The organism is uncultured Microbacterium sp. (assembly GCF_937927635.1).
Classification (GTDB): Bacteria; Actinomycetota; Actinomycetes; order Actinomycetales; family Microbacteriaceae; genus Microbacterium.
This window is the reverse complement of sequence record NZ_CALBRW010000034.1, coordinates 1-21494: the sequence shown is the minus strand read 5'-3', so window position 1 is coordinate 21494 and position 21494 is coordinate 1. Positions and strand designations below refer to the sequence as shown.

General features: G+C 69.9%; 20 protein-coding genes and 1 pseudogene. 3 read left to right on the top strand and 18 right to left on the bottom strand.

Features of this window, described 5'->3' with window-relative positions; translation table 11 throughout:
• The 9 genes and pseudogenes from Q0568_RS14445 to prmC all read right to left on the bottom strand — a co-directional run.
• Positions 1-827 (bottom strand): annotated as a pseudogene (locus Q0568_RS14445) (F0F1 ATP synthase subunit alpha); the annotation flags it as partial.
• A gap of 50 nt (positions 828-877) precedes the next feature.
• A complete protein-coding gene (locus tag Q0568_RS14440) occupies positions 878-1666 on the bottom strand; it encodes a F0F1 ATP synthase subunit delta (protein ID WP_298867717.1) in 789 nt (262 codons plus the stop codon).
• Entirely contained in the window at positions 1666-2205 is a 540-nt protein-coding gene (locus Q0568_RS14435; protein ID WP_298867715.1) for a F0F1 ATP synthase subunit B, read from the bottom strand. Before Q0568_RS14435 ends, Q0568_RS14440 begins: the two co-directional genes overlap by 1 nt.
• Before the next feature lie 29 nt (positions 2206-2234).
• Complete coding sequence (gene atpE / locus Q0568_RS14430; protein WP_298867712.1) at positions 2235-2474, bottom strand: ATP synthase F0 subunit C; 240 nt, start codon at positions 2472-2474, stop codon at positions 2235-2237.
• Positions 2475-2518: 44 nt separating this feature from the next.
• Entirely contained in the window at positions 2519-3313 is a 795-nt protein-coding gene (atpB, locus tag Q0568_RS14425) for a F0F1 ATP synthase subunit A (RefSeq protein ID WP_298867710.1), read from the bottom strand.
• A gap of 152 nt (positions 3314-3465) precedes the next feature.
• Positions 3466-3933, bottom strand: coding sequence for a hypothetical protein (locus tag Q0568_RS14420; RefSeq protein ID WP_298867707.1), 468 nt, complete (start codon positions 3931-3933; stop codon positions 3466-3468).
• Positions 3930-5132: an MraY family glycosyltransferase gene (locus tag Q0568_RS14415; RefSeq protein ID WP_298867705.1), complete on the bottom strand. Its 1203-nt coding sequence runs from the start codon at positions 5130-5132 to the stop codon at positions 3930-3932. The genes Q0568_RS14420 and Q0568_RS14415 overlap by 4 nt, the downstream gene beginning before the upstream one ends.
• Positions 5129-5887 carry an L-threonylcarbamoyladenylate synthase gene (locus Q0568_RS14410; RefSeq protein WP_298867703.1) on the bottom strand — a complete coding sequence of 253 codons (759 nt, stop codon included), beginning with the start codon at positions 5885-5887 and terminating at the stop codon, positions 5129-5131. Before Q0568_RS14410 ends, Q0568_RS14415 begins: the two co-directional genes overlap by 4 nt.
• 51 nt (positions 5888-5938) lie before the next feature.
• Positions 5939-6796 carry a peptide chain release factor N(5)-glutamine methyltransferase gene (gene prmC, locus Q0568_RS14405; RefSeq protein ID WP_298867701.1) on the bottom strand — a complete coding sequence of 286 codons (858 nt, stop codon included), beginning with the start codon at positions 6794-6796 and terminating at the stop codon, positions 5939-5941.
• Between the two features lie 109 nt (positions 6797-6905).
• Here prmC and cysK point away from each other — a divergent pair, with 109 nt between their 5' ends.
• Both cysK and epsC read left to right on the top strand, forming a co-directional pair.
• Positions 6906-7865, top strand: coding sequence for a cysteine synthase A (cysK, locus tag Q0568_RS14400; RefSeq protein ID WP_298867699.1), 960 nt, complete (start codon positions 6906-6908; stop codon positions 7863-7865).
• An 8-nt stretch (positions 7866-7873) separates the two neighbouring features.
• Positions 7874-8443 (top strand): serine O-acetyltransferase EpsC, encoded by a 570-nt coding sequence (gene epsC / locus Q0568_RS14395; protein ID WP_298867697.1) that lies wholly within the window; start codon positions 7874-7876, stop codon positions 8441-8443.
• Positions 8444-8523: 80 nt separating this feature from the next.
• On the opposite strand, the gene Q0568_RS14390 is transcribed toward epsC, so the two are convergent.
• From Q0568_RS14390 to lysA, 6 genes are all read right to left on the bottom strand, one after another.
• Positions 8524-9495, bottom strand: a complete 972-nt coding sequence (locus Q0568_RS14390) for a hypothetical protein (protein WP_298867695.1) — start codon at positions 9493-9495, stop codon at positions 8524-8526.
• 142 nt (positions 9496-9637) lie between these two features.
• Positions 9638-10711, bottom strand: a complete 1074-nt coding sequence (gene prfA, locus Q0568_RS14385; protein ID WP_298867693.1) for a peptide chain release factor 1 — start codon at positions 10709-10711, stop codon at positions 9638-9640.
• A 19-nt stretch (positions 10712-10730) separates the two neighbouring features.
• Positions 10731-12782 carry a transcription termination factor Rho gene (rho, locus tag Q0568_RS14380; protein ID WP_298867691.1) on the bottom strand — a complete coding sequence of 684 codons (2052 nt, stop codon included), beginning with the start codon at positions 12780-12782 and terminating at the stop codon, positions 10731-10733.
• 165 nt (positions 12783-12947) lie between these two features.
• Positions 12948-13910 (bottom strand): homoserine kinase, encoded by a 963-nt coding sequence (gene thrB, locus Q0568_RS14375; protein WP_298867719.1) that lies wholly within the window; start codon positions 13908-13910, stop codon positions 12948-12950.
• Positions 13911-13939: 29 nt separating this feature from the next.
• Entirely contained in the window at positions 13940-15253 is a 1314-nt protein-coding gene (locus Q0568_RS14370; protein WP_298867689.1) for a homoserine dehydrogenase, read from the bottom strand.
• 68 nt (positions 15254-15321) lie between these two features.
• Positions 15322-16713, bottom strand: a complete 1392-nt coding sequence (lysA, locus tag Q0568_RS14365; RefSeq protein ID WP_298867687.1) for a diaminopimelate decarboxylase — start codon at positions 16711-16713, stop codon at positions 15322-15324.
• Between the two features lie 119 nt (positions 16714-16832).
• Between lysA and Q0568_RS14360 the strand changes: the two genes are divergently transcribed.
• Complete coding sequence (locus tag Q0568_RS14360; protein WP_298867685.1) at positions 16833-17879, top strand: YhjD/YihY/BrkB family envelope integrity protein; 1047 nt, start codon at positions 16833-16835, stop codon at positions 17877-17879.
• On the opposite strand, the gene Q0568_RS14355 is transcribed toward Q0568_RS14360, so the two are convergent.
• From Q0568_RS14355 to Q0568_RS14345, 3 genes are read right to left on the bottom strand one after another with little or no spacing between them, the layout of a single operon-like run.
• On the bottom strand, positions 17880-18650 hold the full coding sequence (locus Q0568_RS14355) for a DUF2993 domain-containing protein (RefSeq protein WP_298867683.1): 771 nt from the start codon (positions 18648-18650) through the stop codon (positions 17880-17882).
• 1 nt (position 18651) lies between these two features.
• Positions 18652-20319 carry an arginine--tRNA ligase gene (argS, locus tag Q0568_RS14350; RefSeq protein WP_298867681.1) on the bottom strand — a complete coding sequence of 556 codons (1668 nt, stop codon included), beginning with the start codon at positions 20317-20319 and terminating at the stop codon, positions 18652-18654.
• Positions 20320-20379: 60 nt separating this feature from the next.
• Positions 20380-21369 (bottom strand): N-acetylglucosamine kinase, encoded by a 990-nt coding sequence (locus Q0568_RS14345; RefSeq protein WP_298867679.1) that lies wholly within the window; start codon positions 21367-21369, stop codon positions 20380-20382.
• Between the last annotated feature and the right edge of the window lie 125 nt (positions 21370-21494).

The window sequence follows — 21494 nt, the reverse complement described above, 5'->3', positions numbered from 1 at the left end:
GACAGGTCGTCGAAGACGATCAGCACGTGCTTGCCGTCGTACATCCAGTGCTGGCCGATGGCCGAGCCGGTGTACGGGGCGAGGTACTTGAAGCCGGCGGGGTCGGAAGCCGGAGCGGCCACGATCGTGGTGTACTCCAGAGCGCCGGCGTCCTCGAGCGCGCCCTTCACCGAGGCGATGGTCGAGCCCTTCTGGCCGATGGCGACGTAGATGCAGCGGACCTGCTTGTTGACGTCACCCGACTCCCAGTTGGCCTTCTGGTTGATGATCGTGTCGATCGCCAGGGCCGTCTTGCCGGTCTGGCGGTCGCCGATGATCAGCTGGCGCTGGCCGCGGCCGACGGGGATCATCGCGTCGATGGCCTTCACGCCGGTCTGCATGGGCTCGTGCACGGACTTGCGCTGCATGACGCCGGGCGCCTGCAGCTCGAGCTCGCGCACGCCGTCGGTGGCGATGGCGCCGAGTCCGTCGATGGGGTTGCCCAGCGGGTCGACGACGCGACCCAGGTAGCCGTCGCCGACCGGGACCGAGAGGACCTCGCCGGTGCGGGTGACCTCCTGGCCGGCCTCGATGCCGGTGAAGTCGCCGAGGACGACCACGCCGATCTCGTGCTCGTCGAGGTTCAGCGCGAGGCCCTTGGTGCCGTCGGCGAAGGTGACGAGCTCGTTGGCCATGACGCCCGGCAGTCCCTCGACGTGCGCGATGCCGTCGGCTGCGTCGATGACGGTGCCGACCTCGGTCGCGACGGCGCCGGTGGGCTCGTAGGCGGCTGCGAAATTCTTCAGCGCGTCACGGATGACGTCGGGGCTGATCGATAGTTCTGCCATTGTCTTCCCTTTGTGTGTCTGGTGAGCGCGGTTCCCCGCGCCAGTCTGTGTCAGCTCGCGAGCTTCTGGCGGAGCTCTGCGAGGCGGGCGGAGATGCTGCCGTCGATGACGTCATCGGCGATCTGCACGCGCAGTCCTCCGATGACCTCGGGGTCGATCACCTGGTTGATGGAGATCTCTCCCCCATAACGGCGAGCCAGAGCGTCACGAAGACGGGTCTGCTGCGCGGCGGCGATGGGCGCGGCCGTGTAGACGGTCGCGACCGTGCGTCCCGCCTGCGCGGAGACGATGTCGATGGCGCGGCTGAACAGCTGGCGCACCCGGCGCTCGCGCGACTGGCGCACGAGCGAGGAGGCGATCAGCACCGTGGCCGGCGAGACCTGGGAGCCGAGGACCTGCTGGACGAGCTCGGCCTTCGCCGGTGCATCGCCCAGCCGGCTGCCGAGCGCGAGCTCGAGCTCCGGATTCGCGGCGACGACTCGGGAGAAGCCGAACAGCTCGCCCGCGACGTCGTCCTTCGCGCCGGCGACAGCAGCCGCGCGGATCGCGAGCTCCTCCACCCCGTCCACGAGGTCGGACGCGCTGGACCAGCGCTCCCCGGCGACCGCGGTCAGCAATGACCTCACCGGAGCGGATGCCCCGCTGAAGACGCTCGCGACCAGAGCAGTGCGTGCCTGCGCAGGTGCCGTGGGATCAGCGAGCGCGCCGCTCAGCTGGGCCGACTCCCCGAGCGCGCGGGCGGCTGAGAACAGCTCGGCCGCACTGTCGAGGTTCAGGTCCTTCGTCGCGGCAAGCGCCTGAGCCGATGCCGCGAGTGCCTGAGTGGTCGCGCTGCCCATTACTCCGCCTTCTCGAGGTCGGCGAGGAACCGGTCCACGACAACCGTCGCGCGCTTGTCATCGCCCAGGGTCTCCCCCACGACTCCGCCGGCGAGGTCGAGGGCGAGAGTGCCCACCTCGCTGCGGAGCGAGACGAACGCGGCCTGGCGCTCGGCCTCGATCTGCGTGTGCGCAGCCGTGCTGATGCGGGTGGCCTCGAGCTGGGCTGCATCCTTGGCCTCGGCGACGATCTTCTTGCCGTCCTCACGGGCGGCATCGCGGATCTGCCCGGCCTCGGTGCGCGCCTCGGCGAGCTGGCGGGTGTACTCCTCCAGCGCGGCCTCGGCCTGCTTCTGCGCCTCGTCGGCCTTGGCGATGTTGCCCTCGATGGCCGCCGCGCGCTCGTCGAGCATCGCGGTCAGCTTCGGGATGGCGACCTTCCAGAACACCACGAGGATGATGAGGAAGCAGATCGTGCCCCACACCAAGTCGGGGAGCCCCGGAATCAGGGGGTTGCGCTCTGCCTGCTCGGCAGCCACAACGACAAGAGCGTTCAGCATCCTGTCTCCTTACGTCTCGGGGTGGCGGATCAGTTGTAGCCGAAGATGAAGCCGGTGGCGATGCCGATGAAGGCCAGGGCCTCGGTGAAGGCGATACCGATCCACATCAGGACCTGCAGGCGGCCGGCCAGCTCGGGCTGACGGGCCACGCCCTCGATCGTCTTGCCGACGACGATGCCGATGCCGATGGCCGGGCCGATGGCGGCGAGGCCGTAGCCGACCGTCGCGATCGAGCCGTTGACAGCTGCGAGAACCGTAGTTGCGTCCACGGGGTTTTTCCTTTCAATTGGTGGGCAGGCGGAGGCCTGTCCCCTTAGTGCTCTTCGGCGACTGCGAGCTGGATGTAGACCGCAGTCAGGACGGCGAAGATGTATGCCTGCAGGACGGCCACGAGGACCTCGAACAGGGTGAATGCGAGACCGAACGCGCCGGTGAAGACGCCGAGCGCCGACCACCAGCCGCTCAGGCCGAAGAGGAAGAAGTCCGTCGCCACGAAGAACAGCACCAGCATCAGGTGGCCGACGATCATGTTCATCAGCAGACGCAGGGTGAGCGTGACCGGACGGATGATGAAGGTCGAGAGGAACTCGAGGATCGCGACGAACCACACCAGGAACACCGGGATGCCCGAGGGGAACAGCGAGTTCTTGACGAAGTGCTTCGGCCCCTTCCGCAGTCCGGCGTAGATGAAGGTGATGTACGACACGATCGCCAGCAGCAGCGGGACGGCGATGATCGAGGTTCCGGCGATGTTGATGCCGGGGACGATGCCCGTGAGGTTCATGAACAGGATCATGAAGAACATGGTCATGAGGATCGGCAGGTACCGGTCGCCGTCCTTGCGGCCCAGCAGGTCGTGCGCGATGTTGCCGCGGACGAAGCCGAAGCCCATCTCGACGATGCTCTGGAAGCGGCCGGGGACCAGCTTCATCCGCCGCGATCCGAGCCAGAAGATCAGCACGAGCGCGGCCGTCGCGATCAGCTGCGCGAGGTTGATGCGCGTGAACTCGAACGGCGTGCCGTGGAAGAGCAGAACGGCCGGGAAGAACTCATCGATCGCCGGTGGATGGAACGTCGGACCCTCAGTCGCGGCGACGAGGAATGACACGGCCTGAGTCAACGTTGCGGCTCCAGCTTCTCGGCACCGAGAACAAAGCCGGTGCGCAGGGACGGATGATCGTCACCCACGGCGGTGCGCCCTGCGAAGATCACCACTCGGCCGGCGGGGACTTCACCAGCTTAGCAAACCCTGAGCGCCGCTCACGACGCGTCCTCGTCCGGCGCCTGCGAGGGAAGCTCGATGTCGCTGACGTTGGGCAGCCGCATTCGCATCACGACCTGGGCATCCACCACCAGCGAGAAGATCACGCCGGCGACGATGGAGATGAAGAACACCTGCGGGGCCACCCACGGCTGGCCCCGCAGGACGATCATCAGCACGACGAACACGCCGAGCTTGACCAGCCAGCCGCCCAGCACGATGCCGAAGAAGATCGGCACGTACAGCGGATCCCCGAACCAGCGGTTGGCGAACAGGATGCTGGCGGCGGTGATGCCGAGGAACAGGAACGACAGCAGCACGCCGATCAGGCCGCTCCACAGACCGTTCGTGCCCGCGACCGCGAAGCCGATGCCCGCGGCGATCAGCGCCAGGACGGCGGCCACCGCGGCGGACCAGATCAGGGTGCCTCGCAGGATCGGGGTGCTGGAGACGGTGCTCTTGTTCATCGGGGCTCCAAGGTGCTCGGGTGTGCGGGAGACGAGGGCTGCTCGGGTGCGACGGCGGCTCCGCGGGCGCCACGCGGCCGCCGGCCCGGCGGGGTGAGGGTGACCACCACGCAGGCGACGGTGCCGATCGCGCCGAACACGATGCCGGCGATGTATCCGCCCGGCCAATCCTGCCTGGTGCCGATGTACATCAGCAGCACGCCGAGCGAGATCACGGCGGTCCACGCGTAGAACACCAGCACCGCGCCGCGATCGCGGTGGCCCAGGTCCAGCATCCGGTGGTGCAGGTGCTTGCGATCCGGAGCGAAGGGCGACTTGCCGGCGCGCATGCGACGGAAGACCGCCAGGCCGAAGTCCAGCAGCGGCAGGCTCACGATCACCAGCGGCAGGACGATCGGGATGAACGCTCCCACCAGCTGCGAGCGGCCGAACTTCTCGGGGTCGAACGCGTTCACGTCGCCCTGCGTGGTCACGGCGATGGCGGAGGTGGCCATCAGCAGCCCCAGCACCAGCGCTCCGGAATCGCCCATGAAGATCTTGGCGGGGCTCCAGTTGAACGGCAGGAAACCGGCGCAGGCGCCGATGAGCACCGCGGCCAGGAAGGTGGCCAGGTTGAAGTAGCTGGTGGCGCCGGAGTCGCGGGTGAGGATGTACGAGTACACGAAGAAGATGCCGTTGGCGATCAGGCAGACGCCGGCCACCAGTCCGTCCAGCCCGTCGATGAAGTTGACCGCGTTCATGACGACGACGATGGCCACCATCGTGATCGAGATGCTCAGCCACGGCGAGACGAGGATCATGTCGCCCACCGGCAGCGAGAGCACCTGCAGTCCCCCGCCGGCGGTGATGATTCCGGCGGCCAGGAACTGCGCGGCCAGCTTGATCATCCAGTCCAGATCCCACAGGTCGTCGATCACGCCCACCGCCGCGATCAGCAGCGTGGCGCCCAGGATCGACCACAGCGTCTGCGGCGGCACCCACATCCGCTCGAAGAACGGGTTCGCTGCGGAGACGAGGATCGCGCTCGCGATGCCGATGAGCATCGCCACGCCGCCCAGCCTCGGCTTGGGCGTCTTGTGCACGTCGCGCTCGCGGATGCCCGGGTAGAGCTTGAACTTCATGCTCAGCCGCCACACCGCCCACGTCAGCATGAAGGTGACCGCGGCGGTGAGGATGAAGGTGAACAGATACTGCTTCACTCTTGGTCGACCGGGTCTCCGCCGGGCTCGGCGCTCACGGCTTCGGCGTCGCCGGCATCCGGTTCGACGTCGCCCGGCTTCTCGGCGGGCTCCAGCAGGTCTCCGAGCACCTCTTCGAGCTGCTCGCGGGTGATCACGCCGTCGCGCAGGATGCGGACCAGCGGAGCCTGACCCTCGCCCGCCTCGACGAGCGAGGTGGCATCGACGATGGTGGACGGGATGCCGCGCTCGACGTATCCCTCCTCGAGATACACCGCGACGGAGTCGCCGAGCATCCTCTTCGCATCCGAGGCGATGATCGCCGCGTCGCGTCCGGTGAGGTTCGCACTGGAGACGGCCAGCGGACCCGTCTCGGCCAGCAGCTCCAGCGCCACCCGGCGGTCGGGCATGCGCACGGCGACGGTGCCCTTGGTCTCCCCCAGGTCCCAGGTGAGCGACGGCTGCGCGGGCAGCACGATGGTCAGTCCGCCGGGCCAGAACGCGTCGATGAGCTTCTGCACGGCATCCGGGATCGACTCGACCAGGGCCGCGACCATCTGCTGGCTCGCCACGAGCACCGGCGGCGGCATCTCCCGTCCGCGTCCCTTCGCATCCAGCAGCCGCTGCACGGCGGCGGGTGAGAAGGCGTCGGCGGCGATGCCGTACACGGTGTCGGTGGGGATGACGATCAGCTCGCCGCGGGCGATGGCCGCCCGCGCGTTGCGCATGCCGGCGAGGAGCTCGTCCTGGTCGCGGCAATCGAAGACAGTAGACATGGCCTGCTCATTCTACGGTGGCGGGTTCTGCACCCGCGGTGAGGGTGACGATCAGCGGTTCAGCGCCGTGGTGGCGCGGTCGCGCCGGGTGAGGTCCTCGTGCGTGGCGGTGGAGCGCCAGCCGTCGGCGTGCAGCAGCTCGCGGATGGCGGCGCCCTGGTGCTCGGCGTGCTCGAGCACCAGCATCCCGCCCGGATGCAGCAGCTCCTGCGCCCGGCGGCTGATCACGCGGATCACGTCCAGCCCGTCCTCGCCGCCGTACAGCGCCTGGACGGGGTCGTACAGGTGCACCTCCGGATCGGAGGGGATCTGTGAAGCGGGAACGTACGGCGGGTTGGAGATGACGACGGATGCCGTACCGCGGAGCTCATCGAAGGCCGTGGCCAGATCGCCGAGGACCAGGGTGAGATTCTCGGCATCCACGGTGTTGCGCGCGGCCCACGCGTGCGCCTCGGGCGAGCGCTCCACGGCGAACACACGGGCGCGAGGGACCTCGGTGGCCATGGCCAGGGCGATCGCACCGCTGCCGGTGCCGAGGTCGATCGCGACCGGCGACGGCGAGGCGCTCTCCATCAGCGCGTCGATGGCCATCTGCACCACCATCTCGGTCTCCGGACGGGGGATGAAGACCCCGGGCCCCACGGCCAGCTCCAACTGCCGGAACGGCGCGGTGCCGGTGATGTGCTGCAGCGGTTCACGGGTGGCGCGTCGTGCCGCCAGCGCGGCCAGCCTCTCGGCATCCGCCTGCTCGATGCGATCTCCTCGGATAGCCGCCGCCTGCAGCTCGCCCCGCCCCAGACCCAGCACGTGGCCGATCAGCAGCTCCGCATCGACGACGGGGTCGGTGAGCCCCGCGTCGGCGAGCTGCTGGGCCGTGGCGCGCAGGAGCGCGGAGAGCGATTCGGGCATCCTCCCAGCGTAGGCGTCGTCGCCGCGGGTCATATTCGACCGTGCTGAAAGGCGCACGCCGTAGGCTGGGCACGCTGAATCTGCGACATCCTCGACGAAAGGCCCGCCCATGGCCGGCATCCACTCCGACATCACCACCGCCGTCGGCAACACCCCGCTGGTGCGGCTCAATCGCGTCACCGAGGGGCTGAACGCCACGGTGCTGGCGAAGCTGGAGTTCTACAACCCGGCGTCGAGCGTGAAGGACCGCACCGGCATCGCCATGGTCGACGCCGCGGAGGCGTCGGGCGAGCTCAAGCCCGGCGGCACGATCGTGGAGGCCACCAGCGGCAACACCGGCATCGCGCTGGCGATGGTGGGCGCCGCCCGCGGGTACCGCGTGATCATCACCATGCCCGCGTCGCTGTCGAAGGAGCGCCGCGTGCTGCTGCGCGCGTTCGGCGCCGAGCTGGTGCTGACCGACCCGCACAAGGGCATGCCGGGCTCCATCGAGGTGCTCAAGGGCATCATCGCCGAGAACCCCGGCGCCGTATGGGTGCGCCAGTTCGAGAACGAGGCCAACCCGCGCATCCACCGCGAGACCACTGCGCAGGAGATCCTGCGCGACACCGACGGGAAGGTCGACATCGTGGTCGCGGGCACCGGCACCGGCGGCACCATCACCGGTGTCGGGCAGGCTCTGAAGGCCGTCAAGCCGGACGTGCAGATCGTGGCCGTCGAGCCGAAGGACTCCCCCGTGCTCAGTGAGGGTCGCCCCGGACCCCACCGCATCCAGGGCATCGGCCCGAGCTTCGTGCCCGACGTGCTGGACCGCGACGTGCTGGATGAGATCCTCCCCGTCGAGTACGAGGACTCGCTGCGCACCGCACGCGACCTGGCTGCGAAGGAGGGCCTGCTGGTGGGCATCTCCAGCGGCGCCGCCGTGTGGGCCGCGCTGAAGGTCGCCGAGCGCCCCGAGAACGCGGGCAAGACCGTCGTGGCGATCGTCCCCGACACCGGCGAGCGGTACATCTCCACGGCCCTGTTCGAGGACCTGCGCGACAAGCCGCGCGAGAAGCCGAAGGACTGACCCCGGCGATGGGCATCCTCTCCCGGATGAGCGAGGACGTCAGCGCCGCGCGTCGGCGGGATCCGGCATCCCGCAGCGGCCTGGAGGTGGCACTGCTGTACCCGGGCCTGCACGCGATCTGGGCGCACCGCGTCTGGCACGCGCTGTGGGTGCGCGGGCTGCGCTTCCCGGCCCGGCTGGGCTCGCAGGTGACCCGGTGGCTGACCGGCATCGAGATCCACCCGGGCGCGGTGATCGGACGTCGCTTCTTCGTCGACCACGGCATGGGCGTGGTGGTCGGCGAGACCGCCGAGGTCGGCGACGACGTGATGCTGTACCACGGCGTGACGCTGGGCGGTCGCACCAGGGATCATGGCAAACGGCATCCGACCCTGCAGGACGGCGTGGCCGTCGGCGCCGGCGCGAAGATCCTCGGTCCTGTGGTGATCGGCGCGCGCTCCGTCGTCGGCGCGAACGCCGTCGTGACCCGCGATGCTCCCCCGGACAGCGTGCTGGTCGGGATGCCGGCCAAGGCGCGCCCCCGCGACGCCGACGAGAGCGTGAAGGCTCTGCTGTCCGCTCCCGACTACATGATCTGACCCGGCGGAAGGCCCGTCTATATGCGCCGAATGCTGCATCCCGCCCCGATTCGGCCACATTCGGCGCGAATAGACGGTCTCTAGCGACGCTGCGCCGCAGCACGGGCGACGCGGATGCGACGCACCGCCTCGGCGCGGTCACGGTAGACGTGCTGGGACGTGAGTCGCACGACAATCCACCCGGCCTCGGCATAGTCCTGGTACTTGTCGATGTCGCGCTGCAGCTGCTCCCGCGTGAGATGTCCGTCGCTCTCGTACTCGATGGCAATGCGCAGCTCGGGGTACGCCAACTCGCTGCACCCGAGGAAACTCCCATTGACGGCACGGACATCGAAGTCCAGTACCGGCTCCGGCAAGCCCGCGTCGTGGATGATCAGCCTGATCTGCGTCTCCGGAGGCGACGAAGCGCCGTTGCGGGCGAGTTCGAGCGCGCGCCGCAAGCGAGGCGCACCTGGACGACCCTTTCGCTCCGTGACCCGGCGAAGATCCGCGATGGTGGCCAACGGGGTCTGATCGACCTCCTGGAACCCGCCCGGATAGCGGGGAATACGGATCACCGCATCCGCTGCTGCGACCAGCTCGTCTTCGAAGAGCATGCTCCCGAGAGACGCCCAAGTGCTCGCGGGGTCCGTCACTCGCGCCGCGCCCAGACTCATCACCTTGACGAATCCGGGCGTGAACTGATGACCCTGCACACCCGGCCGCTCTGGAGCACGTCTCGGCCGCCACGTGCCGACGTGGAGTGTGCCGTCGATCCGCGGAGGAAGCGGTATCCCGAGCAGATGAGCAGCCGTGGGTCCGCAGAAGAATGTCCGCGGCGGCATCACCGGTGTGTACGCCAGAATGTCACGATCGATGGCCCGCGACTTGGCCACCCACTCAGACACGGAGTCTTCATCACCTTCGAGCGGCTCCACACGGATACGTGCTCCGTGAAAGCGGCGCTCGAGATCAGCGGCGTCGAGCCGTGTGCGAGAGACCCCGGCTGCCCGTGCTTCGGCGACAGCGAAGGAACCTGGCAGCAGGGCGGGCAGATCGTCGGGCGTCGGCACGCGTCCACTGTGCCAATTTCTGTCGAGGGGCGTCAGCGGTTATCCACAAGGACCGTCTATTCGCGCCAAACGTTCGCAGAATCCGCCGATTCGCAACATTCGACGCAAATAGACGGGCTTTCGGCGCTGCGGGCTCTGCGAGTCAGGAGCCGAGGGCGGCGAGGCGCTCGGTCTCGTCGGCCTGGATGCAGGACTCGATGATCGGGTCCAGCGCGCCGTCCATCACCTGATCGAGGTTGTACGCCTTGTAGCCGGTGCGGTGGTCGGCGATGCGGTTCTCGGGGAAGTTGTACGTGCGGATGCGCTCGGAGCGGTCCATGCCGCGGATCTGCGATCTGCGGGCGTCGGATGCCGCAGCCGCCAGCTCCTCCTGCTGGCGGGCCAGCAGCCGGGCGCGCAGCACGCGCATGCCGGCCTCGCGGTTCTGCAGCTGCGACTTCTCGTTCTGCATGGACACGACGATGCCGGTCGGCAGGTGCGTGATGCGCACGGCGGAATCGGTGGTGTTCACGGACTGCCCGCCGGGTCCGGACGAGCGGTACACGTCGATCTTCAGATCGTTCTGGTCGATCTGGATCTCCTCGGGCTCGTCGACCTCGGGGAAGACCAGCACGCCGGTCGTGGAGGTGTGGATGCGACCCTGCGACTCGGTGGCGGGCACCCGCTGCACGCGGTGCACGCCGCCCTCGTACTTCAGGTGCGCCCACACGCCCTGCGACGGGTCGGAGGACGAGCCCTTGATGGCGACCTGCACATCCTTGTAGCCGCCGAGGTCGGACTCGTTGCGCTCGAGCAGCTCGGTCTTCCAGCCCTGGTGCGCGGCGTACTGGATGTACATCCTCAGCAGGTCGGCGGCGAACAGCGCCGACTCGGCGCCGCCCTCCCCCGCCTTGATCTCCATGATCACGTCGCGGGCGTCGTCGGGATCGCGCGGGATGAGCAGTCGCCGCAGCTTCTCGGTGGCCTCGTGCAGTCCCGCCTCGAGCCCGGGGATCTCGGCGGCGAACGCCTCGTCCTCGTGGGCGAGCTCGCGAGCGGCATCCAGGTCCTCACCCGCCGCCACCCACGCCTCGTGGGCGGTGACGATGCGCGACAGCTCGGCATAGCGCCGGTTCACGCGCTTGGCGCGCGCGGCATCGGCGTGCACCGCCGGGTCGGAGAGCTCCTCCTGCACCCGGCGATGCTCGTCGATCAGAGCCTGGACGGACTCGAACACGATTCAGCCCCGAGCAGGATCAGCGGATGCTGTTCTCGTGCGCGTGCGACGATCCGGTCGAGGTGGGCGCAGGAATGGACTTCTGCATCTGGAAGAGGAACTCGACGTTCGAGCTGGTCTCCTTGAGCTTGCCCAGCACGACCTCCAGCGCCTGCTGCGGGTCCAGGCCCGCGAGCGCACGACGCAGCTTCCAGGTGATCTTGACCTCGTCGGCCGAGAGCAGCATCTCCTCGCGACGGGTGCTGGACGCGTTCACGTCCACGGCCGGGAAGATGCGCTTGTCGGCGAGAGCGCGCGACAGGCGCAGCTCGCTGTTGCCGGTGCCCTTGAACTCCTCGAAGATGACCTCGTCCATCTTGGAGCCGGTCTCGACCAGCGCCGTGGCGAGGATGGTCAGCGAGCCGCCGTTCTCGATGTTGCGCGCGGCGCCGAAGAAGCGCTTGGGCGGGTACAGCGCCGCGGCGTCCACACCACCGGTCAGCACGCGCCCTGAGGCCGGGGTGGAGATGTTGTACGCGCGGCCCAGGCGGGTGATCGAGTCCAGCAGCACGACCACGTCGCGGCCCAGCTCCACCAGGCGCTTGGCGCGCTCGATGGCCAGCTCGGCGACCGTGGTGTGGTCCTCGGCCGGACGGTCGAAGGTCGACGCGATGACCTCGCCCTTGACGGTGCGCTGCATGTCGGTGACCTCTTCGGGCCGCTCGTCCACGAGCACGACCATCAGGTGCACCTCGGGGTTGTTCTGCGCGATGGCGTTCGCGATCTGCTGCAGCACGATGGTCTTGCCGGCCTTGGGCGGCGCGACGATCAGGCCGCGCTGGCCCTTGCCGATCGGGGCGACCAGGTCGATGATGCGCTGGGTGAGCTTCTCGGGCGCGGTCTCCAGGCGCAGGCGCTCCTGCGGGTACAGCGGGGTGAGCTTGCCGAACTCGACGCGAGTGCCGGCGTCCTCGGGCGAGAGGCCGTTGATGGAGTCGACCTTCACCAGCGCGTTGTACTTCTGACGGCCCTGCTGCTCGCCTTCGCGAGGCTGCTTGATGGCGCCGACGATCGCGTCGCCCTTGCGCAGGTTGTACTTCTTGACCTGCCCCAGCGAGACGTACACGTCGCTCGCGCCGGCGAGATAGCCGGTGGTGCGCACGAAGGCGTAGTTGTCCAGCACGTCGAGGATGCCGGCGATCGGGATCAGCACGTCATCCTCGCCGATCTCGGTCTCGAACTCGTCGGCGTTCTGGTTGCCGCCGCCACGGCGCTTGTTGCGCTGACGGCTGCGGCCGGAGCCCTGCTCGTCGTCGCCGTGGCCGTTGTCCTGCCCGCCGTGGCCGTTGCCCTGGCCGTTCTGGCCGTTGCCGCTCTCGCCCTTGCCACCACGACCGCGGCTGCGGCTGCGGTTACGGCTGCGGCTGCGGCCGGAGCCCTCGCCGTCCGAGGAGCCCTCGGAGTCGGAGGTGTTCTCGTCGTGCGAGGCCTGCTTGTCGGCGTGCTCGGCCTTCTCGCCGGAATCCTTCGCCTCGGAGGAGGCGTCGCCCTCCGCAGCGGCCTCGGCCTTGGCACCGCGACGGCGCGCGGGGCGCTTCGCGGGAGCATCCGTCGCGTCGGATGCCTGCTCGGCAGTGGGCTGCTCGGCTGCGGCCTCCGCGGACTTCTCCGCGGTCGCATCGTCGGCGCCCTTGCCCGCCGCGCGCGAGGCGCGCTTGCGGGCGGGCTTCGCCGGAGCCTCGGCGGAGTCGGATGCCGGAGCGGAGTCGGATGCCGGAGCGGACTCGGATGCCGGCGTCGAGTCCGCCGCAGGAGCCGCGGCGGTGGGGATGTCGAGCGTCTCGGCATCCGCCTTCTTGGCACGCGTGCGGCGGGGCGCCTTCGGCTTCTCGTCCGCAGCCGGGGCGGTCTCCGCGGCCGGGGCGGCCGCAGCGGAAGCCTCGGCCGGAGCCGTCTCGGTCACAGCCGACGCGGCAGCGGCGGCCGACGCGGTGGTCGCCCGCCGGGGCGCGCGCTTGCGCGCCGGAGCCTTCTCGGGCGCGGCCGCCTCGGCGGCCTGGTTGTCGTTCTGGGTCTCGGAGATGTTCTCCACGAGTACTCCCTCATATGTCGTGGGAAATGAGCAATCCAGAGAGTGCACAGCAGAAGCTGAGCGGTTCACACGCGCCGACGCTGAGCGCCTGCCTGCCAGCACCTGGATGGTGCTGGGGATCGCGTGCGGATTTCGCAGAAGTGCGAAGGGGCCAGATTCACGAAGTTACGTGGAGCCCTCTGCTCTGTCTCTGATCGTACCACCACGCACATCCACTGCGAGCATGTGCGCGTCCCACGGAGTTTCCGTGACGGCATCCGCCACGTCGACCGCACGCTTGCGCGTCCCGGGCCCGTCGGCCAGCACCAGGACGCTGGGTCCGGCGCCGGAGACGACCGCCGCGAAGCCCTCGGCACGCAGCGCCTGCACGAGCCGCAGCGTCTCGGGCATGGCCGCGCCGCGGTACGCCTGGTGCAGCCTGTCGGCGGTGGCGTCCAGCATCAGCTCGGGGCTCTGCGTGAGCGCCGCGACCAGCAGCGCCGACCGCGAGACGTTGAACACGGCATCCTCACGGGGCACCTGCAGAGGAGCCAGCGAGCGCGCCAGCGAGGTGGACATCGTGAAGCCCGGCACGAACACCAGCGGCGCCACGCCGCGGTGCACGAGCAGCTTCTTGTGCAGCGGCCCGTGATCGCCCATCCAGGCGATGGTGAGCCCGCCGAACAGTGCCGGCGCCACGTTGTCGGGGTGGCCCTCGAGCTCGGTGGCCAGGCGCAGCAGGTCGTGGTCCTCGAGGTCGACGTCGCCCGCCAGCAGACCCTTGGCGATCAGGATGCCGGCGGAGACCGCAGCGCCGGAGGATCCCAGCCCTCTCCCGTGCGGCACGCCGTTGAGGGCGTGCAGCCGCAGTCCCGGCATCCGCCGGCCGACGTCCTCGTAGACGTGCGCGATGGAGCGCACGACGAGGTTGGTCGCATCGGTCGGGATGCTGTCGGCGCCGGAGCCTGACACCGACACGTCGAGGCGATCATCGTCGAACGAGGAGGCGGTGAGCGTGTCGTAGATGCTCAGCGCCAGCCCCAGCGTGTCGAAGCCGGGGCCGAGGTTGGCGCTGGTGGCGGGGACCGTCACCGTGACGGTGCGCAGCGCGCCGTCGACATCGGGTGTGTCCCCGACCACGGGCTCCATGTCCGCGGGGACGAGGGTGACGGGCACGGCTACTCCCCCTCGACGCGCAGCACTGAGACGACGTGCTCGACGACATCGCTGCCGGTGAGCCGCTCGACGGCCTCGCTCAGTGCGCTGTCCGCCGCGCGGTGGGTGCCGATGACCACTCGCGCGGTGCTGCGCTCCCCCGATCCGGTGGGGATCGCGGTCTGCACGAGGGTGGCGATCGACACGCCGCCCTCGCTGAGCAGCAGGGCGATCTTCGCCAGCACGCCGGGACGGTCGGCGACCTCGAGCGTGATCTGGTAGCGGGTGGTGACGTGCCCGATCGAGACGATGGGGAGATTCGCGCGGGTCGACTCGCCCACGCCCGTGCCGCCGGCCATGTGGCGGCGTGCGGCGGAGACGACATCGCCCAGCACCGCGGATGCCGTCTGCATCCCGCCGGCGCCGGCGCCGTAGAACATCAGCGATCCCGCGGCCTCCGCCTCGACGAAGACGGCGTTGTTGGCGCCGTGCACCGAGGCCAGCGGATGCTCACGCGGAACCAGCGCCGGATACACGCGCACCGAGATCTGCTCGCCGCCGTCCTCGTGCAGGCGCTCGCAGACCGCCAGCAGCTTGATCACGAAGCCGGCGTCGCGGGCCTGGTGGATCATGTCGGCGGTGATCGTGGTGATGCCCTCGCGGTGCACGGCATCCAGCGGGACGGTGGTGTGGAAGGCCAGGGACGCCAGGATCGCCGCCTTCTGCGCGGCGTCGTAGGCCTCGACATCCGCCGTGGGGTCGGCTTCGGCGTAGCCCAGGCGCTGGGCGTCGGCCAGCACATCGGCGAAGTCCGCGCCCTCGCCGTCCATCCGGTCGAGGATGTAGTTGGTCGTGCCGTTCACGATGCCCATGATGCGCACCACGCGGTCACCGGCGAGCGAGTCCCGCAGCGGGCGGATGATGGGGATGGCGCCGGCGGCGGCGGCCTCGTAATACACCGAGGCGCCGACGCGGTCGGCGGCCTCGAACACCTCCGGGCCGTGCGTGGCCAGCAGCGCCTTGTTGGCGGTGACCACGTCGGCGCCGGAGCCCAGGCCCAGCAGGATGTGCGAGCGGGCGGGCTCGATCCCGCCCATCAGCTCGATCACGATGTCGGCGCCGGTGATCAGGGGCTCCACATCGGTGGTGAACAGCTCGCGCGGCAGCTCCACATCGCGCGGAGCGTCGGGGTTGCGCACGGCGATGCCCGCCAGCTCCAGCCGGGCGCCCGCGCGGTCGGCGAGCTCGTCGCCGTGCTTCAGCAGGAGCGCGGCCACCTGGGATCCCACCGCGCCGGCTCCCAGCAGTGCCACGCGAAGTCGTCGGTACTCAGTCATCTGCGCTCCTCACGCACGGGGGTGGTCAAGTCTGATGGCGGGCGCGAGCGCCCACGGAATGAGCCGCGTCACCGCTCGATGCCGGCGTCGCGGCCCAGCAGGTCGGCGATGGTCTCGCCCCGCACGATCACGCGGGATGCGCCGTCGTGCACGGCGACGATCGGCGGGCGCGGCACGTGGTTGTAGTTGCTGGACAGCGGAGCGCAGTACGCGCCCGTGGCGGGGACGGCCAGCAGGTCGCCTGGCACGACGTCGTCGGGCAGGTACTCGTGGTCGACGACGATGTCGCCGGACTCGCAGTGCTTGCCGACCACGCGCACCAGCACGGGTTCGCCCGCTCCCTGGCGGGAGGCCAGGCGTGCGGAGAACTGGGCGCCGTACAGCGCAGGGCGGGCGTTGTCGCTCATGCCGCCGTCCACGCTCATGTAGCGCCGGGAGCCGTTCTCGAGGGCGACGTCCTTGATCGTGCCGACCTCGTACAGCGTCACGCCGGCATTGCCGACGATGGCCCGGCCCGGTTCGAAGGACAGGGCGGGGATGCGGATGCCGCGCGCCGCGCATCCCTCGGCGACAGCGGCCACGATCCCCTGGGCGAGGGTCTCGATCGCCTCGGGGGTGTCGGCGCGGGTGTACGCGATGCCGAACCCGCCGCCCAGGTTCAGTTGCGGGACATCACCGCCGGCCAGCAGCTGCTCGTGCAGGTCGAGCACGCGCCCCGCCGACTCGCGGAAGCCGGCGACGCCGAAGATCTGCGAGCCGATGTGGCAGTGCAGTCCCACGAATGCGAGCCCGTCGATCTCGCGGATGCGTGCGACGAGCGCGGCCGCAGCATCCAGGGGCGTGCCGAACTTCTGATCCTCGTGCGCGGTCGCCAGGAAATCGTGGGTCTCGGCGTGCACACCGCTGTTGACGCGCAGCATGACCCGCTGCATCGTCCCCGTGCGGGACACGATCGCCGCCAGCCGCTCGATCTCCAGCGCGCTGTCGATGATGATCGTGCCGACGCCGACTTCGACGGCGCGCTCCAGCTCGGCGGTGGACTTGTTGTTGCCGTGGAAGCCCAGCCGTCCGGCATCCGCTCCGGCCGCCAGCGCGACCTCGAGCTCGCCGCCGGTGCACACGTCGACGTTCAGACCCTCGTCCATCACCCAGCGCACGATGGTGGTGTTCAGCAGCGCCTTGCCCGCGTAGTACACGCGAGCCGTGGTGCCGTGCTCCTCCGCGGCCGCGTCGAACGCGGAGCGGGTGGCTGCCGCCCGACGGCGCACTTCGCCCTCGTCGAGCACCTGCAGCGGCGTGCCGTACTCCCGCACGAGCGCTCCGGCGGCGATTCCGCCGATGCTGAGCTCTCCCTCGGAGGTGCGCGCGACCGACGCCGGCCAGACGGCGGGAACCAGGTCGTTGGCGTCGTCGGGGACGACCAGCCAGTCGGGGGCGGGCGAGGTTACAGCTGAATGCACAGAGCGCCAATCGTGGGACGGGTTCTCGGGCGCCGGAGCGCACGGCGAGGTTGCCCCGATTCTAGGTCATCGGCGCAAGCCCCTTCGGTCATGTTCCGTGCTTTGACTAGGGTGGCCGGATGAGCGGACGACCGGATTCCGAGCAGCCAGGACTCATCGCGCGCACCATCGGTGCGGTGACAGCGCGGCTGCTGCACTGGCGGCTGGTGCGCGCAGCGCTGCGCTATGCCGCGCGCCACGGTCCCGTGCTCGCCGATGCGGTGACCTACCGTGCGCTGTTCAGTGTGTTCGCCGCCGTCCTGCTGGGATTCTCGGCTGCGGCGCTGTGGCTGTCGCGGGACGACGCCGCGTGGGAGGCCGTCGTGCGCGCGATCGACACCGCCGTGCCCGGTCTGCTGCGCACGCCGGGCGGTCAGGGCATCGTCGACCTGGACGACATCCGCGCGCCCGCCGGGCTGTCGATCACCGGGATCATCTCGCTGGTCGGACTCATCGGCGCCGCGCTGGGAGCGATCGGCTCGCTGCGCATCTCGATCCGCTCCCTGGCCGGCACGGCGCGAACCGACGTCGCCTGGTACCGCGTGATCCTGCGCAACGTCCTGCTCGCGGTGATCATCGCGGTGACGTTCGCAGGCGCCGCCGCCCTGACTCTGGCGGGGGAAGCCGTCGTGGCCGGCGTCGCAGGTGTCACGGGGATGGCGCCTGGCTCCGCCCTCGTGACGTGGACCGTGCGCGTCGTCTCGGTCCTGGTCGTGCTGGTGCTGAACGCCGTGCTGATCGCCGCCGCGTTCCGCATGCTCTCCGGCATGCAGGCCTCTGCTCGGGCGCTGTGGTCAGGTGCCGCACTGGGCGGGGTCGCGCTGCTGGTGCTGCAGGAGCTGTCCGGGCTCTTCGTCGGGGGCGCCAGGATGAATCCGCTGCTGGCGTCGTTCGCGTCGCTGCTGGCGCTGCTGCTGTGGCTGAACCTGTCCACGCAGGTGATCCTGCTGGCGATCGCGTTCATCGTGGAGTCCGTGCACGAGGAGCACGACCGCGTGGCGTCCCGGTTCGGCGCCACGACACTCGCGGATGCCGCGGTGCGCCTCGCTGAGGAGGATGTCCGCACGGCGACGGCCGCTCTGCGCGAGGCCCGTCACGACGGGGACGGCGGGCCGCGGGAGCCGTGATCAGCGCGGGCAGGAGCCGTTCGCGCGCAGCGCCGCGTCGACGGTGATGCGTCCGTCGGCGGTGAAGTCCACCACGGCCTGCCGTCCTTCGACGCGCAGCCCTGAGAGCGTCACGCCCTTCGGCAACCGATCGGCAATGCACAGGCGCTGTGGTGCCGCGAGCGTCTGGCCGAGGCCGCCCAACGTGGCCGCCAGGCGCTGCAGATCGACCTGCGCGCCGGCGAGGCTCGCGGACACCGGAGTCAGCAGCACGTCGCCGTCCTGGATGCCGGGTGTGACCGTGAGCCCGATCGGGATCGCGCGGCCGAACACGCTGACCTCGCCCTGGACGGTCGCGTCCGGCGCCTGCAGTGCGACGCCGGTCACGGGGATGGCGGCACCCTTCAGCAATTGCCCGAAGGAGTCCTGGCCGATGGTGAGCGATCCCTTCACCGCGCCGAGCGGCCCGTCGCCGAGCGGCACGCCGGCGACGGTCGCGTCGATCGCGCCCGTGACGCCGTCCACGGTCACAGCATCCGACGACAGGCGCACCTCGCCGAGGCGGCCGGTGATCAGCTGCGGCACGAGTAGACCGGGGACCTCCACATCCAGCTCTTGACTGGCCGGAAGATGAGCGGCCGTGAGCACCGCGGCTCTGACGATCCCCGGGACGATGGAGCGGGCGGCCGCCTCGGCAGCCACCAGCAGCCCGCCGATCAGCACGATTGAGATGCCGAGAACCCATGGCCAGCGTCTGCGCCGTCGCGCAGGCCGTACCTCGGAGCCGGTCATCTCACATCCGCTCGGGCGCCGAGACGCCCAGCAGCTCCAGTCCGTTGCGCAGCACCTGGCCTGCGGCGTCGTTCAGCCACAGTCGGGTGCGGTGCACGCTCTCGATGGGGTCGTCGCCCTGCGGGATGACGCGGCAGCTGTCGTACCAGCGGTGGTAGAGCCCCGCGAGCTCCTCCAGGTAGCGGGCGATGCGGTGCGGCTCGCGAACGGATGCCGCGAAGGCGACGATCCGCGGGAACTCCTGCAGGGCGCCCAGCAGCGCGCCCTCGGTCTCGTGAACGAGCAGCTCGGGGGCGAACTCGGAGCGATCCACGCCCGAGTCCGCCGCGTTGCGTGCGACATTGTGCGTGCGGGCGTGCGCGTACTGCACGTAGAACACCGGGTTGTCGTTGGTGCGCTTCTGCAGCAGCTCCGGATCCAGATCCAGCGGCGAGTCGGCGGGAGACCGCTCCAGCGAGTACCGGAGCGCGTCGGCGCCCAGCCAGTTCAGCAGGTCGTCCATCTCGATGATGTTGCCCGCGCGCTTGCTCAGCCGCGCGCCGTTGATGGAGACCATCTGGCCGATCAGCACCTGGATGTTCTTCTCGGGGTCCTCGCCTGCGGCGCCGGCGATGGCCTTGAGCCTGTTCACGTAGCCGTGGTGGTCGGCGCCGAGCAGGTAGATCTTGTTCTGGTAGCCGCGGTCGCCCTTGTTCAGGTAGTACGCGGCATCCGCGGCGAAATAGGTGTACTCGCCGTTGGATCGCCGGATGACGCGGTCCTTGTCGTCGCCGAAGGTCGAGGTGCGCACCCAGACGGCGTCGTCCTGGTCGAAGACGTGACCCTGCTCGCGCAGGCGGTCGACGGCCTGGTCGACCAGGCTCGGAGAGCCGTCCTCGCCCGCGGCGTGCAGAGTGCGCTCCGAGAACCACACGTCGAAGGGCACGTTGAAGCGCGCCAGGGAGCTCTTGATCTCGGCCAGCTGGTACTCGTACGCCTGGTCGCGGGCCACCACAAGCTGCTCGTCGGCCGGCAGGTCCAGCAGTCCGGGGTGCGCTTCGAGTACGCGCTGCGCGAGCTCGTCGATGTACGCGCCCGGGTAGCCGCCCTCCGGCGTGGGCTCGCCCTTGGCCGCCGCCAGCACGGAGTTCGCGAAGCGCTCCATCTGGGCTCCGGCGTCGTTGATGTAGTACTCGCGCACTGCGTCGGCCCCGCTGGCCAGCAGCAGGCGCACGATCGAGTCGCCCAGCGCGGCCCACCGGGTGTGCGCGATGTGCAGGGGCCCGGTGGGGTTGGCCGACACGAACTCGACGTTGACCGAGACGCCCTGCTGGGAGTCGTTGGTGCCGAACGCGGCGCCCGCCTCGACGATGGTCTTCGCCAGCGCGCCCGCGGCGGCCGCGTCCAGTCGGATGTTGATGAAGCCGGGGCCCGCGACGTCGACGGCGGCGATGCCGTCCACGTCGGCGAGCGCATCGGCGATGCGCTGCGCGAGCTCGCGCGGGTTCGTGCCGAGGCGCTTCGCCAGCCGCATCGCGATGTTGGTGGACCAGTCGCCGTGATCGCGGTTGCGCGGGCGGTCCAGCACGATGTCGGATGCCGTCACCCCGAGGTCCTCGGAGGGTCGCAGCGACGCCGCGATGGGCGTCAGGACGGCGAGGACGGCTGCGGCGAGGGCTTCAGGATTCATAGACAGCCCAGTCTACCGGCCGGTGGATCCCGGACCGATGCCGCCGACGCGCAGGCAGCCTCAGCGGAACGCAGCCACGGTCTCGCTCAGCCGCGCCAGCGTCTCCGCATCCGGTTCGCCGCCGGCCGCGCGGATCGCGAGCATCGCCGCCCCGACCGCCCCGTCGCCGACCGATCGCATCGCCAGGCCGTCTGCCGCGTCGCCGAGCCGTGCCAGGAATGCGTCGCGCACCGGGCCGCTGCGCGACAGCACGCTGCCGCCGATCACCAGGGGGCCAGGGCCCTGCAGGTTGGCGGAGAGCGTGTCGGCCAGGTGCTCGCCGGCTTCGGCGAGGATGCCCGCGGCCACGGCATCCGTCCGCGCGAACTCGAAGGCGAACGGCGCGAGCCCGGCCAGTTCGATGGGCGGATGCGCGTAGAGCGCACTCACGAGCTCCTCGAGTTCCAGCCAGCGGCCGGCGGTGCGCACGCCGGTGCGCGCGAGGCCGTGATGGGCGAGCACGGAGTCCGTCAGCGCCGTGCGAGGTCCTGTGCCATCCAGGTCCACCACGGCCGCGCGGGCGATCTCGGCGCCGATCCAGAACCCGCTGCCGCGATCTCCCAGCAGCCAGCCGAGGCCGTCGCCGGTGCCGTCGATCCGCCCGTCGCGCACCCGGATGACGCAGGCGCCGGTGCCCGAGACCATCGCGTAGCCGAACGCATCCGCTGCGCCGCTGAAGTACGTGGCCAGCAGATCGGACTCGAACACGAGGCGACCGGTGAAGCCTTCGGCGACCAGGCGATCCATCAGCCAGTCCGGACTGCCGGCAGCGCGCATGCCCGCCATCGCCGGCGCGATCAGCGAGACGTCGGACAGCGAGCGCCGCATCGCGGAGAGCGCGGCGGCGGCGGCATCCAGTACCCCGTCGGCTGCCCGCTCCGCACCGGCGGAGACCGGGTTGCCGCGGCCGCCGACGCCGTAGCCGAGGCACTCCCCGCGCAGGTCCGTGAGCACCGCTCTGGTGGAGGTTCCCCCGGCATCGATACCCAGCAGCAGCGGTTCGTGACTCATTTGTGATGTTGTCCTGTTTGACGTTTTCGTCGCGTGAGAATAGTTTTCATCTCAACGAGAAAAACCCTGACGGGATTCAGGAGGCAATGGTGCCACGGACCAAGGACTTCGGCAACGGAATGACG

Coding starts and splice junctions, on each gene's coding strand:
- Q0568_RS14435 (WP_298867715.1), bottom strand. CDS start 2,205: ATGCTGAACGCTCTTGTCGTTGTGGCTGCCGAGCAGGCAGAGCGCAAC.
- Q0568_RS14420 (WP_298867707.1), bottom strand. CDS start 3,933: ATGAACAAGAGCACCGTCTCCAGCACCCCGATCCTGCGAGGCACCCTG.
- Q0568_RS14440 (WP_298867717.1), bottom strand. CDS start 1,666: ATGGGCAGCGCGACCACTCAGGCACTCGCGGCATCGGCTCAGGCGCTT.
- Q0568_RS14370 (WP_298867689.1), bottom strand. CDS start 15,253: ATGACTGAGTACCGACGACTTCGCGTGGCACTGCTGGGAGCCGGCGCG.
- Q0568_RS14360 (WP_298867685.1), top strand. CDS start 16,833: ATGAGCGGACGACCGGATTCCGAGCAGCCAGGACTCATCGCGCGCACC.
- Q0568_RS14355 (WP_298867683.1), bottom strand. CDS start 18,650: ATGACCGGCTCCGAGGTACGGCCTGCGCGACGGCGCAGACGCTGGCCA.
- argS (WP_298867681.1), bottom strand. CDS start 20,319: ATGAATCCTGAAGCCCTCGCCGCAGCCGTCCTCGCCGTCCTGACGCCC.
- epsC (WP_298867697.1), top strand. CDS start 7,874: ATGGGCATCCTCTCCCGGATGAGCGAGGACGTCAGCGCCGCGCGTCGG.
- cysK (WP_298867699.1), top strand. CDS start 6,906: ATGGCCGGCATCCACTCCGACATCACCACCGCCGTCGGCAACACCCCG.
- Q0568_RS14410 (WP_298867703.1), bottom strand. CDS start 5,887: ATGTCTACTGTCTTCGATTGCCGCGACCAGGACGAGCTCCTCGCCGGC.
- prmC (WP_298867701.1), bottom strand. CDS start 6,796: ATGCCCGAATCGCTCTCCGCGCTCCTGCGCGCCACGGCCCAGCAGCTC.
- thrB (WP_298867719.1), bottom strand. CDS start 13,910: ATGGAGCCCGTGGTCGGGGACACACCCGATGTCGACGGCGCGCTGCGC.
- Q0568_RS14345 (WP_298867679.1), bottom strand. CDS start 21,369: ATGAGTCACGAACCGCTGCTGCTGGGTATCGATGCCGGGGGAACCTCC.